We start from the raw sequence: 16,376 nt of genomic DNA, 5'->3' as shown, positions 1-16,376 counted from the left end.
TTCTAAGATACATCCCACAGTCTTTGTGTTTTTTTTTCAAAAAACTTGCTATTTTATACCGATCGGTATATATTTGTATTTTAAATTTTCTAATACCATGAGTAAAGCCGAAAAAACCAAGCAATTTATTATAGAGAAAACCGCTCCTATTTTCAATATGAAAGGGTACAGCGGAACTTCTATGAGTGATATCACCGAAGCGACTGGCCTTACAAAAGGAAGTATTTACGGTAACTTTGAAAACAAAGACGAAGTAGCCTTGGCGGCTTTTAAGTTCAATGTAAAAAAACTTCAGGATGCTTTTACGCGAGAAATCGACAAACAAACTACGTTTAAAGACAAATTATTGGTTTATCCAAGGCTCTACTCTAATTATTATGAGCTAAGAATCACTCAGGGTGGATGCCCTATTATCAATACTGCCACCGAAGCAGACGATACTCATCCAGTACTCAGAAAAAAGGTAGAAAGCATCATTCTGGCCTGGAAAGAAAAACTGGTTTATTTTATTGAGCAAGGTATCGCTGCGGGAGAATTTAAAGGGGAATCCATAAATCCGGAAAAAACTGCCCTAACCATCATTGCTATTATCGAGGGTGCTGTCATGATTTCCAAAATAACGGGCGACCTGTCTAATTTATCCACTATTATGCTTTCACTAAAAAAAATAATTGATGACTTAGAGTAAAAGCAATAAAACAACAGTCCTTTTTTTTAACCAAAAATATACCAATCGGTATAAAATATTTTTCTATGCCATCTTTAAACCGAAAACTACTTATTCTGACTGTCATATTAGCCGCCATTATGGAACTGATAGACATATCGATTGTAAATGTTGCACTTTCCCATATGAGCGGAAATCTGGGCGCTACGCTTGAAGATACCTCGTGGGTGATTACGGCTTATGCCATTGCCAATGTGATTATAATACCTATTACGAGCTTTCTAAGCGCCAATCTCGGGCGGCGCAATTATTATATTGGCTCTGTTGTTTTGTTTACGTTCTGTTCTTTTATGTGCGGGCATTCGTCTAACATTTGGATGCTCGTTTTTTTCAGGTTCTTTCAGGGAATTGGAGGCGGTGCCTTGCTATCCATCTCACAAGTTGTAGTTTTCGAGCTTTTCCCAAAAGACAAACAATCTACAGCTGGAGCTATATTTGGAGCCGGAATCTTCATTGGCCCCACTATTGGCCCTACTCTGGGAGGCTATATTACCGAAAATTACGATTGGCCCTGGATATTCCTCATCAATGTTCCGATTGGAATTCTCGTCATGATTTCCTGTTACTTTCTACTGCAGGAACCTCCTGTAAAACCTGAAATCACTAAGGTCGACTGGACTGGTATTGCTTTACTGGCCATAGGAGTTGGTACTTTGCAAACGGTTCTCGAAAGAGGCGAAGTCGAAGACTGGTTTGAAACCCGCTATATTGTTGTGCTTACCTTTATTGCCGTGACAACCCTGCTCCTGTTTATCTATTGGGAACTTACGATCGAAAAGCCTGTAGTAAATCTTCGGGTACTCAAAAGTAAATCTTTAAGTATTGCTGCAGTCCTAACTTTTGTAACCGGATTTGGTATGTTTATTTCCATCTACATTAGCCCGGTTGTTGCACAGCGTTTATTAAGCTTTTCACCTTATCAAACCGGATTACTTTTGTTACCCGGGGCGCTGTTTGCATTACTGGCTTTAAAAATGTGCGGAACCTTACTGCAAAAAGGCGTTTCACCGGTACTTATTATCGCAGCCGGATTTCTTTTGTTTATTTATTTTAACTGGAGAATGTCCGGAATGACATTAAACACCAGCGCTGCGGAAGTAGCAACTTCTTTGATTTTTCGTGCATTAGGAATGGCTCTGCTTACTGTTCCGCTTACCATGCTGGCCGTCTCCTCTTTAGAAGACAAAGATGTTGGTCAGGGTGCCGCTTTGAATAATATGATGCGGCAATTGGGCGGTTCTTTTGGCGTTTCGATTATCAATACTTATGTAGCTCATCGATTTGCAGCACACCGAAATGAACTAATTTCGACCGTTACCCCAGACAACACTATCGCAATGGACCGGATAAATGCCTACATCAGGTATTTTCAAAGCAAAGGTTTTGCTTATAACGAAGCTAAGTTTAAAGCACTCAGGCTTATGGAAAATGTTGTTTTAAGACAATCTTCTTTATTAAGTTATAGAGACGCTTTTTTCTTTGTTGGATTATTCTTTGTGGTAACCTTACCCTTGCTTTTGTTTGTAATGAATAAATCCAAAAAAAGAAAAACCGATCTTATGCTCTCCGATCACTAAGGAATGCTTTCTTTCTGATAAACAAGCCTGTAAACTCTCTCCATAAAATTTAGAATCATTCTATTGCCTCTCTTTTAACAATTCACTTCGTTTTGATGTAATTTTATATTGAAATTAACCTAAAAACAAAAAACAGCTATTAGTTATGAGTGTTATTAAAGATGAAAATAAACTTATTAGCACCATTAAACGAGTTGATCAAAAAATCGACAAGCTTAATGATCAAAAGATCATTGCCTTTTTTGAAGCCCTTGGATTAAATGAAAGAGCAGATGTTCCTAAAAATTATCTGGAATGGGAAACCATTCTTATCGTTGTGCCAGACCGACATATTTCTCATGAACTAAAGTATTACAAATATTCTATTGCAAGACTCGCTTTTGTCACCAATCCGAATGCGATTGAAATTCATGCTTTTGATTTCAATGAATGGAAAAAAGTCACTCAGAATAAAACACAATTTCAAATTAGAGAGTTTCTAAAAAACAACTTTGGCGGTGTTCGAAATCATGCAGACAGATTGAATTAAGTTCATTTCAGCTTCAGGCCATCATCTAAATAATAAAACCTTTGTCAAAATACAGAATTGACAAAGGTTTTATTTTTAAAGTTCCATCTGTTTTGGAAATATTGCTCTGAAAGAGCTCTAGCAACAGGATGGTGTGCAGCACCATCAATAACGATAACGAATATCGGTTACGCCCTGAAAGGGCATAAGCTTACGCGCAAAAAGTTGGTCTTATATCATTTTGAATTATATTTTATAAAAGAGCGGTTTGTTCTTTATTGAAAATTATAATATATAGTTTGCTCTTGCCATTTCAGGGCAATTCTGCGCCTTAATCCAATTCATAGTGCTGCGCACGATGCTGTTTCTTTTGGGCTTTCGGCCCTTTCTTCCTAACTTTTGTTCTTGATTAATTCTATCATCAGTCTCTTTTAATTTCAAAAATCCTGAGAAACTTTTTCTCTAATTTCTTACGCTTTCTTTCTTCTTTCCATCTGGAATAGAAAATGGTAATAAGTAAAAACAAATTCACAATAGTAGAAGCTCTCCTGAGTCCTCTCGCAAATAGAACAAAAAACAGGTTAATTGCAATTATAGCCACTACAGGTGAATATTTCACCCAAAACAATTGAATTTTACTATTGGGCTCAATCGTATAATTTACCTTAAGTCTGTTATCAACATTTTTGTAGCTTCCTTTTACAATAAAACAGGTGGGAGATGTTGCCGAATTTATGGTCAAACGAAAACTTTTATCATCAAAAAGACCGTAAAAAGGCTTTAATGCACCAAATCTCGGAAATATTCTCAAGTGGCTGAATTTTATTTTCAAAGAACCAATTTCAGTATTGTTTTTTAATCTTGCTCTAAACTCAGCTATACTTAATTTTGATTCCATTCCATCCGTTTTATATTCTTCTTACCTACATTCTTTCTCAAAACAATACTATTCTCAAAGTTTCTATTTTTACTGAGCCGTAAGTAAGCTTTTCAACATTTCATTCAATGCGTTTCCATGAATATTTTTTGCCAGTATGATTCCATTTTTATCAATCAAAAAATTCAAAGGCACTGATTGAAGCATATAATCGCCAATAACCGGAGAATTCCAGTATTTTAAATCACTTACCTGAGTCCATGGCAGTTTTTGTTTTGCAATGGCTCCGGTCCAAAGAGCTTTTTTCGTGTCCATTGAAACACTGTAAATAGAAAACTTACCGGAATAAGTGTTGTACAGTTTTATCAATTCAGGCTGCTCTTTTATGCAGGGACCGCACCACGAAGCCCAAAAGTCAACTAAAACAAGCTCTCCTCGTAAAGAAGAAAGCACAATATTATTTCCTTTTGTATCCGGTAAATCAATTTCGGGAGCAATGTCGCCAATATCGGTTCCTACCACCTGAGCTTTCGAACTCGTGACGGCACAGCATAGGAAACCTAAAATAAGTAGTGTTTTTTTCATAATCTTCATGAATAAATTTGGGGTTATTTTCTTGACAGCTCTTTCAAAAAACTAGTAATCACAAGGTATTGCCATATACAAATTCTGCAATTCTATCGTCAAAAGAATGCTGTTTTCAAGTGGAAACAAATATAAATACTTCTCACGCAAATTGCATCCCTACTCTTAAAATTATACTAAATAAGTTTCTTTAAATTGATATATCGGGAAAAGTCGATATATTTGTCCTATGGAATCTATAGAAATCTTTAAAGCATTAGCCAACAAATCCAGATTACAAATGCTGGAATGGTTAAAAGAACCCGAAATCAACTTCCCGGATCAGCTTCAGCACTCGGGATTTGAGCATGGGGTTTGCGTGGGTCAGATACAAGCCAAAGCGGGTCTTACCCAATCGACAGTCTCAGAATACCTGTCTATTTTACAACGCGCCGGATTTATCGAATCTAAACGTGTTGGACAATGGACTTATTATAAACGTAACGAAGGTGCCTTTGAAGCACTCAGTAAATTAATTCAATCTAATTTGTAAATTACTATGAGTACAAACAACCTGTTTTCGCCATTTAACTTAAAAACGTTAAATCTTAAAAACCGAATCGTAATGGCGCCTATGACGCGCTCCTTTTCTCCAAACGGAATTCCAACTGACGAAGTAGCTTCTTACTATCAAAAAAGAGCTGAAGGCGAAGTTGGTTTAATATTATCAGAAGGAACTGTTATCGACAGACCTTCGTCGTCAAACGATGCTAATGTTCCTCATTTTTATGGCGAAGAAGCCTTAAATGGATGGAAAAAAGTAATTGAAGAGGTTCATACCGCCGGAGGTCAAATGGGCCCGCAAATCTGGCATATGGGAATTATGGACAATCATCATTCAGGATGGGTTCCTCCAGTGCCTTTTGAAGGACCGTCGGGCTTAAACCGACCTGGTTTTAGTAATGGAAACACCATGTCAGAGAAAGACGTTGAAGAGACTATTATCGCTTTTGGAAAAGCAGCCGCCGATGCTAAAAGACTGGGATTTGATACGATCGAAATTCACGGTGCGCACGGTTATCTAATTGACCAGTTCTTTAGAGCAGAAACTAATTTGCGTACAGATATTTATGGTGGAAAAACATTACCGGAACGCAGCCGCTTTGCTATTGAAGTCGTAAAAGAAATCAGAAGACAAGTCGGTAACGATTTTGCTGTGATTATGAGATTTTCTCAGTTTAAACCTTCTGATTACAACTATAAACTGGCTAAAAACCCACAGGAATTAGAAGCCTGGTTAAGCCCTATTGTAGATTCCGGAGTAGATATTCTACATTGTTCACAACGTCGTTTCTGGGAGCCTGAATTTGAAGAATCTGATTTGAATTTTGCAGGCTGGGCCAAAAAAGTTACCGGAGCACCAACTATTACAGTAGGTTCTGTTGGACTTTCAAGCGATTTCTTTGGCGCTTTTGCAGGAGAAAGTTCTGAGCCAACTTCTTTAGAGGAATTAAACAGACGTTTCGACAGAGGCGATTTTGATTTGGTTGCCGTGGGAAGACCTCTTTTATCTGATCCTAACTGGGTGGCCAAAATCAAAGCAGGTCATACGGATCAATTAAAAGGCTTCAGCAAAGAAGCATTAGGACAATTGGTTTTAGAGTAAACTTAGGCTCAAAGGCTCAGAGGTTCAAAGGGACAAAGGCAAAACTTTTATCGCTTTAAACCTAAATCAAAAAGGGATGAAAACAGCACTGTTTTCATCCCTTTTTGATTTGTTAGGAGTTTTAGAAAAAGATTCAAAGAGAGAGAACCTCTGTCCCTTTGAACCTTTGCAACTCTAAACCTCTTTTTAAGAAACTTTTCTTTTTTGAAATTTATTCTGAAGCCAGTTGCGAACAGGTTCGTCATAAAACTTCAAACACAGGTAGGCTATCACTACACTAGAAACTAAAACTCCTATTCCCACGACATAACCGTCTTTTAAAGGAATTTTATGATCAAATACCCAAGCCATATAACAATAAATCAACGGATAATGGATAATATAAATTGGATACGAAATATCTCCCAAAGCCTTGCATATTTTTAGTGAAAGCGGATTTTTTATCTCTCCTCCTGCTCCAATAGCTACAATTAAAGGAAACAGCAGTATAATGGCGATGGATTCATACAAACCGTTTATCCACAAACTGTTTTCATCACCCAATCTTGGTATGCTGAAAATAACGATTATAAGAATGCTGCAAACCCAAAAAGCGCCTTTGATGTGAATGAGTTTTCCTAAACGGGAAAGCAAAATCCCGGCAAAGAAAGGATATAACAAACGGGTAAATCCAACATACAATTCCTGCATCGTTAGGGACCAACCGCCAATAACATCTCCTTTTGGACCAAAAACAGTATATTGAACAAGCATTCCCGCGAAAATCAATACCAGAAATCCTAAGACTTTATTCGAGAATTTACGAAAGAACAACGCATACAGAATATTAGCGATATACTCAAAGAAAAGCGACCATGCCGGTCCGTTAAGCGGAAACGTTTCTCCCCAGCCTCTAATTTCCATTGAAGGCGGAAGCGGTATCAGTACAAACCCAGCCAGCATTACTAAAATCAGTTTCCATACGGGCATTGTGGCAATTTGAGGGAAAGCGACTTCTGAAGCCTGAAAATAATAAAACAGCGCTCCAATAACCATTCCCATTATAACCATAGGCTGTAATCGGATTAAACGTCGTTTGTAAAATTCCCATTGTGACATTTTCTCCCAGCGATCGTCATAGGCGTACGCTACCACGAATCCTGATAAAAGAAAAAAGAAATCGACTGCTAAATAACCATGATTCATGATCTGCTTAAATCGGCTTCCTTCATTAAAGGCTTCCAAAATGTGAAAAATAACTACTAAAATTGCGGCTACTCCACGTAAGCCGTCTAAAATTTCATAATGCTTCTTGGGTTTAATTTCCATTGAATTTGAATTCATAAAATAGTTTTGGTTGTTAAAAGGTTAGATAATTTTTTGGTGAAAGCTAAAATAGTGATATTCCCTTAATACACTGGCTGTACAGCGCTTGTAATCGTAAAAAAAGCGGGATTATTTGTTATAATAATCACAGTAAACACGGGAAATAATCGATAAATGTACTTTGGTTGTTTATTCTTGTTTTTTTTAGATAAAAATGTGCTTCTGTTTGGTAAATGTTCGGCACACGGATTTAGCAGATTTTTTTTAATTAATCATTGATTTTGTTTTTTGAACTTTGAGTTTTAAGAATGATTGTTAGAATTTATAAAAGTAAAGCCACAAATTTTTACACTTGCAGCTTTACAACCAACCAATTTTACAAACATGAAATTATTGAAGTGAAAAACTCACTTTAGATTTTATAGCAGTAGAAGAGGCTCCGATGATGGCTTCAAAAGCTCCCGGTTCAGCTACCCAGTCGTGTTTTTTATCGTCGAAAAAGCTAAGTGCTGTTTTATCGATGGTAAAAGTCACTGTTTTTTCTTCTCCCGGCTGAAGGGAAATTTTCTCAAATCCTTTCAATTCCTTAACCGGACGAGGTAATGAAGATTTCAAGTCACTGATATAAAGCTGAACTACTTCTGAACCTTCTCTTGTTCCGGTATTCTTTACTTTTACCGAAAAAGTGATCTGATCGTCCGCTCCCATTTGTTTTTTATCAGCTGTTGCTTTTCCATATTGAAAAGTCGTATAACTCAACCCATGCCCAAAAGAGAACAATGGCTTTGCTTTTTGCTTGTCGGCCCAACGGTAACCTACGAAAATACTTTCCTTGTATGTAACGTCATCTCCGCCAGGAAATTCACCCAATGCATGAGCTCCGTTATCTGATAATTTCACAGGAAAAGTAAACGACAGTTTCCCCGAAGGGTTTACATCTCCTACTAAAACAGCTGCTAAAGCATTTCCTGCTTCTGTACCCAAAAACCAGCCTTGTACAATTCCCGGAACATCTTTTACCCATGGCATTGCCACTGCATTTCCTGAAATATTCACAAAAACGATGTTTTTATTTACTTTCACCAATTCTGCTATCAACTGATCCTGACCATACGAAAGCCCTAAATCCAAACGATCAAAACCTTCAGCATCTTGTTTATCACTTTTATTTGTACCTCCTATAAACAAAACGATATCTGCAGCTGCAGCTACTTTTACAGCCTCAGCAGTTAACTCGGCAGCAGAACGTTTGTCTTCCAGACTTACTTTGGCTATTACTCCGTTATAATTACTTGTAGGATCTCCCACATACCCGCGAGCGTAAGTAATTTCGGCCTGATTTCCGATTCTTTTCTTTAATCCCTCAAGCGGCGTAATTTCGTATCTGGCTTTCAATGAAGAACTTCCTCCTCCAACGGTCATCATTTTGATAGCATTTTCTCCAATCACCGCAATTTTCTTTGTTTTTGAAAGGTTAATTGGCAAAATGTTATTGTTGTTTTGAAGCAGCACAATTCCTTCCTCGGCGATTTTCAAACCTGCTTTGGCGTGTTCTTCTGTTCCAAAAGAACCGAAAGGTCTGTTTTTATTCATCGTCGTTAAGAATGACAGACGTAAAATACGACGTACTTTCTCGTCCAGTTCTTTTGTTCCAACCTCGCCTTTTGCAATCATTACAGAATATGGTTTTGCTAAAAAGTAATTGTCATAAGCATTACTGGTTCCCCATGAAAGTCCGTTTGTCCAGGAACCAAACTCCATGTCCAATCCATTGTGAATAGCCTGTTTGGTATCATGAACTCCTCCCCAGTCTGACACTACAACTCCTTTGAAGCCCCATTCTCCGCGCAGAATATCATTCAGTAAAAACTCATTATGACAGCAGTGTTGCCCTTTGTATTTATTATATGCTCCCATAATTGCCCAGGTATCTCCTTCCTGAACGGCAGCTTTAAAAGCCGGTAAATAAATTTCGTATAAAGCACGGTCATCAACGATTACATTAACGGTATTACGCCCTATTTCCTGATTGTTTAAAGCGAAATGTTTAACGCAGGCAGCAACTCCGTTTGCCTGTACCCCTTTGATATAAGGAACAACCATTTTTGAAGTCAGGAAAGGATCTTCTCCCATGTATTCAAAATTACGACCGTTTAGAGGTGATCTGTAAATGTTAACACCGGGACCTAATAATACATTTTTATTACGGTAACGCGCTTCTTCTCCTATAGATTTACCGTATAGAGACGATAATTCTTTGTTCCACGTAGCAGAAAGTGCGGTTAAAGCCGGAAAAGCAATACAGGAATCATTAGTCCATCCTGCCTGATCCCATTCATCCCATAAAACTTCGGTACGAATTCCGTGTGGTCCGTCGGTCATCCAGTTTTCCGGAATACCCAACCGCGGTACGCCCGGTGAGCTGAATTTTGACTGCGCATGTATCATGGCAATTTTCTCATCGGTTGTCATTCTTGCAAGGGCATCTTCTACGCGTTCATTAATCGATTTTTTATCGTCTAAATAAACCGGAATTTTATGCTGTGCACTTGCACCGACAGAGCTCAACAATAGTAAAACAACAATTGTTTTAACGTTTTTAAACATAACTATTAATTTATTAAAGCATTTAATTTACAATGGGAAGAAAGTATAAGCAGTACCTCTCTTTTTAAGAATACTGTAAAGCTAAAACGTTATAGTTTGTTCTGGATTTCTAGATGAAAAAAAGTAGTGAATTAAAAATCCAACTTAATGAATAACAATTGTTTATAAAAAACAAAAAGCCGAAAAAAGTAGTGCTTTTAGAATGATTTTCTAAAGTTTTACGGATATTAAGCCAATTTTTGCGACCATTTCTTCAAAATCATTTCGGGAAACTGCGGCTTTATTTCGTGCTCTGGTTCGGTAATTGTAAATGGTGCTCAAAGAGTAACGCAAAAACGCTGCAATTTTTACACTGTCCGTAATTCCTAAACGAATCAAAGCAAAGATTCGAAGTTCTGTATTCATCAGTTCTCCTTGTTTTAAAACAATCTGCTCTTCCGGAATTAAAAGCGCGTTGAAATCTTTTACAAAAGTGGGATATAAATTCAAAAAGATGATGTCAAAATTTTTGTATAATTCTTCCAGTTCGTTATCTACGAGAGTGGTTGATTTCAATACTTTGTAGATTTCATCAAATTGTTTGGCGGTCGCTTTTTTATTTAAAGTGACACGATAATTTTCTAATTTGTTGATATAGGCTGAACAAAGGCTGAAAAAATGTGCAATGTATTCTTCTTTAACATGGTTGGATTCCGACAATTGTGCATTTCTTTCTTGTAGCTGATTGTTGGTTTCTGTAATGTCTTTGTTTAATTCGGCTAATTTTTGACTCGTATGATACAATTCTGTCCTGATTCGCGATACTTTTTTCATTTGTTTGTAAACGTAAATCACCGCAACAACTAAAAATACCGATAACAAACTGATGCACAAAAGATACAGTTGAAGTTCCGTTTTTCTCTTAGCTTCTTTTTCTAAGTAAACGGTGTTGATGATCGAATATACCTCTGACATTAAAAGGGTACGAAACTGAACATTGCAATACAAGGCATCTTCAATAGCCGATTGTGTTAGCTTATAAGCCATGTCAACATCATTGGCTTCATAAAAAAACAAAGCCAGTTCCTGAAGAGAAGCATTGTCCTTGTTTGCGGTTTTTAGATCGGCAGTGGCTGAAAGTGCATAATATTTTTTTTGAAATTCCAGCTGCTTTGTTTCTTTATAGATACTTGCCAAAAGATAAGTAATCATGGCATATTGCGGATGATCGTCTTTTGCTTTTTTCAATAAATCCAACAACTTTTTTTCAGCTGCAGCAAACTTTTTCTCCGACATCTCCTGCTCAATTCTGGTAATTCGAAAGTTTAATGTGGTAGGATCTAAAACAGTGAGCAGCGAATCACGGTACTTGTTAATTTGCTCAATGTACTTTACATCGTCACTATTGGCAGCATAATGTTCCAAAAACTCGCGATAGGCACTATAATAGTTAGGAAGTAGTTTTTTAGACAATTCCTTTTTAGGAATACTTTTTAAAATGGCCTCAGATTCGCGATATTTTCCTGATGAAGAGTACAATGTTACCAATTGCAGATTGGCCAGATTCAGTAAATCGGCATTTTGAAGCTCGCTGGCGATTTTCAGATTTTTCTTGACATATAAAATAGCCGAATCAGAATTGAATTTCAGATATTGACTGTACAAACTTTGGTTGTAATCGTACTCCTGCTCTTTCGTTAAATCATCGGATTTTATTTTTTTGAAATTTAAAATACGTTCTTCTCTCAAATGAACATAATGAGCTTTGTTCTTTAAAGCTTCATTTAACTTATCGATAATACTATCTGTGCTGTCCGCTGAATAAGCAGGACTTCCTAAAATGATAAAGAGAAGAAACAGCAGATAATTTTTCAAACCAATTGGAGCTATAATGAGACTTGCAAATATAAGAAAGTGCTACCAGAAAAAGGAATTATTTAGCAGATTGAAAATTGTGACTTTTGTAATAAATAAAAGCTCCCGAAAAAAAATAACCGCACTCATTCTCTATCGGATTTTTGTAAATTTGTTAGTACTTCATTTTTTCTAATTTAAACACTATACTCATGCCACACTTTGTTATTGATTGCTCTGAAAATGTAATCCGTTTAAAATCTGCCGACGATATCATGCAGGAAATTTACCATACCGCTTTAGCCACTAATCTTTTCGTTCCAACTGATATTAAGGTTCGTATCCATCCTTTCAGCTATTATAATAATGGAAATTCTTCAGACGATTTTATTCACGTCTTTGCCTACATTCTGGAAGGCCGAAATACCGATCAGAAAGCAGGATTATCAAAAGCAATTGTCACTAAACTGAACGAGATACTTCCTGAAGTTCCTATTATTTCGATCAATATTATGGATTTTGAAAAAGCCAGTTACGTCAATAAAGCTATGGTTTAAAAACACTTTTAGCTACATAGTGATATAACAGAAGTAATAACAAAAATTCCTTGTTGTGTTAAAACACAATATCAAACAACTAAAAACCAAACACTTAACACTTAAAAAAAGCTACAACTCTAAAAAAGTTAGCCACGAATTCACGAATTTCTTTAAACCATACAGATTAGAAAAAATTCGTGAATTCGTGGCTATTTATTACATACTCTTCACTCTTTACTCTTTACTCTTTACTCTTTACTCTACTAAACCGCAATTGGTGCAGACAGACAGCTCTCCGGAATATCAAAAGCATTCACCAGGGTCACCGCATCCGGTCGGATATCCCAACAAAGCTGATTCACTATTTTACGAATTGCTTTGGTTTTGATGGCTTCCATATAACCGTCCTCGAGATACCAGGCTTTATTTTTTTCTAATTGTGAAAGCGCATACAACTGATTGAGTTTCGTCAGAATTTCTTTTGTCTTACTATCTTCTACTGATTGAATCGCCAGTTGAAATTGCTCCAGCACCACTCTGTCCAGATAAGCCTGAGCCACGTCGATCATTTGGTGCTGCACGACATTAAAAGCGTCGTAAGGTTCTAAACCTCCATCAACTAGTTTTTTGATGCGTCGTGCTGCCGAAGCTAAAATTGTTTTCTCTCTGTGAACAAATGCCTGCAAATGAAAATCCCCATCCAGCAAATGTTCGTCATCCGTTTTTCTGGTTGCTATTGGGTTTTTCTCGGTAAGTGCCGTTTTTGCATTTTCATATACATAATTGATAATCCCTAACGAGCCCATTTCTCCAAAAGATTTTCTGAATTCTGAGAGCCTGTTTTTCGCTACCAACTGCATCAAAACAGTATTATCACCTTCAAAAGTGGTATAAATTTCGGTATCGTTTTTTAAAGCATCGATTCGGTTCTCTGATAAATATCCCTTTCCACCGCAGGCTTCACGGCATTCCTGAAGGATATCTCTTGTACTCCAGGTCGAATAGGACTTCATTCCTGCGGCCAGTGCTTCAATTTCCTGCATTTCATCTTCAGTTCTGTTTAAAAAGCGATGGGTAAGGTACTGCAACGCAAAATGCACAGCATATGTTTTTGCCAATGGCGGAATCAATCGACGTTGGTGCATTCTATAATTCAAAATCGGAACTTCTGATCCGCCTTCAGGTCCAAACTGTCTGCGCTGATCGCTGTATCGAATGGCAATTGTCAGTCCGGATTTGGCTGCCGCCAACGCTGAACGGGGAATCCCAATGCGACCGCCTACCAAAGTCCCTAACATGGTAAAAAAACGTCTGTTATCACTCGGAATCGGACTTTCAAATTCCCCTTTGTCATTTACAGAGGCGAAACGATCCAGCATATTTTCTTTCGGAATCACTACCTGATCGAAACTAATGGTTCCGTTATCTACTCCATTCAAACCCATCTTATGTCCGCAATCCCCTATCGTAACTCCTTTTACAACCACTCCATTAGTATCTCTTAATAGGACAACAAATGCATTTACACCATAATCGTGATCGTCAATGATTAATTTTGCAAAAACGGTTGCCATCTGACCGTGAACGGCCGCATTTCCAATATATTCTTTTTGAGCATTTTTATTTGGCGTATGAATGATAAAAGTCTGGTCCGCATGATTATAAGTTGCTGTCGTTTCAAGTCCTTTTACATTAGAACCATGATGTGTTTCGGTCATGGCAAAACAGCCCGGAATTTTTAATGTTCCAATGTCTTTTAAATATTTAGCATAATGTTTTTCTGTCCCTAACGATTGAACACTCATGCCCCAAAGTCCGAACTGAACACCAAATTTGATTACCAAACTCAGGTCATGATAACTCAAGGTTTCCATAATCGCAAAATAATCGGCTATGTTTTCTCCTCCTCCATATTGTTTTGGATAGGCCATATTGCCAAGATTTTCTTCTGCGAGCAGCTTACACCAATTGTAAACCGTCTGACGATACACATTAATATCTGTCGAAGTTTCGTATGCAAATTCAGGTCTTGAAATAATTACTTTTACTCTATTGATTATCTCGGCTTCTTTACCATTTAAAAGGGCTGTAATTTTTTGAACATCAAACTCACTATTGGTCTGAGAGTTTGATGTAAAGGAACTCGCTTTTGTTTTAAAATTCTGAAGCGCTTCTTCCCCTAAAATTCCAAGATCATTTTCCAGTTGGATAAAATTTGATTTTAAGGTCGAAATGTCCAGATCCTTTTCTGAAAGTGCCACCGCAATATCAAAAATCGATCTGATATTTTCTTTATTTTCAATGCTTTTCTCTATATCCAATTTCCATTGTGTCAGTTCATTTCGGCCAGGCGGATTTGAAATATCAACTCTGGAAAGCAATTGCTGTTTTTCTTCAGGCGAAAGCCAAGTAAGATCATTGATAAATTCGTGAATGGTAACAAACTCTTTCTGAGTTAGTAAATCATCGGACCACACTAAATAAAACAAAGGAGTAAAGGCCTGGAGTTTGGTATTTTTCATAGAAATATTGGTTTTTAGGTGTCGAAACATCGATTTTTTTAGCGAATTATACCGCTTAGATCTCTTTTATGTGTTTACACTTTATGTGATATAAAAAAGTAAAAATGAAAATACTCATTCCTGTTTACATACCTTGTTAAGATTGTGGTAATTTTAGCTTCGTTTCGGAAAATCACAATACAAAATAAGAGAATTGTTTTTCTTTGCAATTAGGCTTTTGCCCTTTCAGGGCGCAAACGCTCATTCCTAATTATTCATAGTGCTTCACACTATGCTGCAGCTAAAGCTCTTTCAGAGCAAGTATTTTCGAATACTCACTCTCTAAAGGTTATTAACCTTTGAATATAAGAGCTGAAACCCTACTAACACAGGCATAATCGAACCCACTAGGATCTAAACTAAACAAAAAGTATAAGTATCCGAAATAGTTAAGAAGACTCCAAGGTCCAATAATACTGACATAGTCCAATGCACTATGATCTAAATTAAGAAAAAATATAAGTGTCTAAAATAAATAGTAAAAGGGCTGAAAGCCCAATAGCACAAGCATAGTGCAACGCACTATAAGCTAAATTGAAAGAAAGTATTGCCCTGAAAGAGTAAAAGCAGACAAAGAAAAGTGTACATTCTAAAAAAAACAGGAATGAAAAATATTCATTCCTGTTTACACATCCGATAAGATTCTGATACTTTAGATTTTAAACCAATAAAAAACATAAAGTATTTCAAATTACTTGAGAACCTTTGGATATTGCATTATTTTTTGCCTAATGGCGAAAATATGATGTGAATTAAAAACCAATACAGCCAGAAAAACAATGCTATAAGCCACAATTTGTATGGATCCTATTGGTTCATGATACCAAAAGAGAGCCAATAGAAATGCAATCATTGGGTTGATATTTAAAAGCATACCTACTGTTGATGAGTTGATTCCGGAAAGTGCATATAAATTTAGAAACAACGGGAATATGGTAAACAAAATTGCGATAGTTTCAATACAGAAATAAAATTTAAATTCTGTTGGAACGGGCCCGCTGTAAGCCGGGTAAAAGGGTAATAAAAATAAGGCCGCCAATGTAATATGAAAGGTAAGCACAATAAATTTATCGAATCCTTTGTTGATCCTTTGACTAACTAAATACGAAGCATAAGTAGAACCAATAACAATACTAAAAACCATATCCATAATATTGGCATAGGATAAAAGCAAACAACCGGAAACACTTAATCCTACTGCCATCCATTGTGTTTTGCTTAATTTCTCATTCAGAATAAAATACGCCAGTAACGTGGTCAAAATTGGACACACTAAGTAGGCCAAAGAAGTTGCTTTTACACTAACATGATTCATTACATAAATAAAAGTAAACCAGTTGGCCATTAAAAAAGCACTTCCTCCAACATTCAACAAAAGTGATCTGCGTCTCTCCAGGGTTGGTAATGCTTTAAAGGTAGCGCTGGTTTCTTTGATTCTTTTTCTTTTAAAAGCAAAGGTAATCAATAACATGAGAATGCTGCAGCTGAAAACACGATAGAATAAAATATCTAAAGAAGGATATTCGTGAATGGGCTTTAATGCCAGGCTAAAAAATCCCCAGATGACGAAACAGGTAATGGCCGCTACATAATATTTTGTTGTTTTCACAAG

The 16,376-nt window shown here is 36.8% G+C and carries 13 protein-coding genes; 6 read left to right on the top strand and 7 right to left on the bottom strand.

From position 1 onward, the window contains the following. The first annotated feature begins 97 nt into the window (after positions 1 to 97). From OLM58_RS17485 to OLM58_RS17475, 3 genes are all read left to right on the top strand, one after another. A complete protein-coding gene (locus OLM58_RS17485) occupies positions 98 to 688 on the top strand; it encodes a TetR/AcrR family transcriptional regulator (protein WP_249965079.1) in 591 nt (196 codons plus the stop codon). 65 nt (positions 689 to 753) lie between these two features. Further along, complete coding sequence (locus tag OLM58_RS17480; protein WP_264529906.1) at positions 754 to 2,304, top strand: DHA2 family efflux MFS transporter permease subunit; 1,551 nt, start codon at positions 754 to 756, stop codon at positions 2,302 to 2,304. A gap of 145 nt (positions 2,305 to 2,449) precedes the next feature. After that, complete coding sequence (locus OLM58_RS17475) at positions 2,450 to 2,833, top strand: hypothetical protein (RefSeq protein WP_070908477.1); 384 nt, start codon at positions 2,450 to 2,452, stop codon at positions 2,831 to 2,833. 400 nt (positions 2,834 to 3,233) lie between these two features. Here OLM58_RS17475 and OLM58_RS17470 read toward each other — a convergent pair whose 3' ends face one another. Together OLM58_RS17470 and OLM58_RS17465 are read right to left on the bottom strand one after the other, a co-directional pair. Beyond that, positions 3,234 to 3,710 (bottom strand): hypothetical protein, encoded by a 477-nt coding sequence (locus OLM58_RS17470; protein WP_264529905.1) that lies wholly within the window; start codon positions 3,708 to 3,710, stop codon positions 3,234 to 3,236. 69 nt (positions 3,711 to 3,779) lie between these two features. Continuing rightward, positions 3,780 to 4,274, bottom strand: a complete 495-nt coding sequence (locus tag OLM58_RS17465) for a TlpA family protein disulfide reductase (protein ID WP_070908652.1) — start codon at positions 4,272 to 4,274, stop codon at positions 3,780 to 3,782. 229 nt (positions 4,275 to 4,503) lie between these two features. Here OLM58_RS17465 and OLM58_RS17460 point away from each other — a divergent pair, with 229 nt between their 5' ends. Beyond that, positions 4,504 to 4,806, top strand: coding sequence for an ArsR/SmtB family transcription factor (locus OLM58_RS17460; RefSeq protein ID WP_017497055.1), 303 nt, complete (start codon positions 4,504 to 4,506; stop codon positions 4,804 to 4,806). Between the two features lie 6 nt (positions 4,807 to 4,812). Continuing rightward, the gene (locus OLM58_RS17455) at positions 4,813 to 5,919 is read left to right on the top strand and encodes an NADH:flavin oxidoreductase (protein WP_264529904.1); all 1,107 of its coding nucleotides are present in this window, start codon (positions 4,813 to 4,815) and stop codon (positions 5,917 to 5,919) included. 186 nt (positions 5,920 to 6,105) lie between these two features. Here the strand turns inward: OLM58_RS17455 and OLM58_RS17450 are convergent, their stop codons facing one another. The 3 genes from OLM58_RS17450 to OLM58_RS17440 form a co-directional block, all read right to left on the bottom strand. Then, entirely contained in the window at positions 6,106 to 7,242 is a 1,137-nt protein-coding gene (locus OLM58_RS17450; protein ID WP_264529903.1) for an acyltransferase family protein, read from the bottom strand. Between the two features lie 372 nt (positions 7,243 to 7,614). After that, positions 7,615 to 9,831, bottom strand: coding sequence for a glycoside hydrolase family 3 C-terminal domain-containing protein (locus OLM58_RS17445; RefSeq protein WP_264529902.1), 2,217 nt, complete (start codon positions 9,829 to 9,831; stop codon positions 7,615 to 7,617). 210 nt (positions 9,832 to 10,041) lie between these two features. Then, positions 10,042 to 11,685, bottom strand: coding sequence for a DUF6377 domain-containing protein (locus tag OLM58_RS17440; RefSeq protein ID WP_264529901.1), 1,644 nt, complete (start codon positions 11,683 to 11,685; stop codon positions 10,042 to 10,044). A gap of 191 nt (positions 11,686 to 11,876) precedes the next feature. On the opposite strand from OLM58_RS17440, the gene OLM58_RS17435 reads away from it, so the two are divergent. Beyond that, positions 11,877 to 12,221, top strand: coding sequence for a 5-carboxymethyl-2-hydroxymuconate Delta-isomerase (locus OLM58_RS17435; RefSeq protein ID WP_249965072.1), 345 nt, complete (start codon positions 11,877 to 11,879; stop codon positions 12,219 to 12,221). A 245-nt stretch (positions 12,222 to 12,466) separates the two neighbouring features. On the opposite strand, the gene OLM58_RS17430 is transcribed toward OLM58_RS17435, so the two are convergent. Continuing rightward, a complete protein-coding gene (locus tag OLM58_RS17430; protein WP_264529900.1) occupies positions 12,467 to 14,725 on the bottom strand; it encodes an acyl-CoA dehydrogenase in 2,259 nt (752 codons plus the stop codon). 730 nt (positions 14,726 to 15,455) lie between these two features. Then, positions 15,456 to 16,373 carry an EamA family transporter gene (locus OLM58_RS17425; RefSeq protein WP_264529899.1) on the bottom strand — a complete coding sequence of 306 codons (918 nt, stop codon included), beginning with the start codon at positions 16,371 to 16,373 and terminating at the stop codon, positions 15,456 to 15,458. Between the last annotated feature and the right edge of the window lie 3 nt (positions 16,374 to 16,376).

Source organism: Flavobacterium sp. N502540, from assembly GCF_025947365.1.
In the GTDB taxonomy this organism is placed as follows: Bacteria; Bacteroidota; Bacteroidia; order Flavobacteriales; family Flavobacteriaceae; genus Flavobacterium.
The sequence above is the reverse complement of the archived record's forward strand: the minus strand, read 5'-3'. Positions and strand labels throughout refer to the sequence as shown.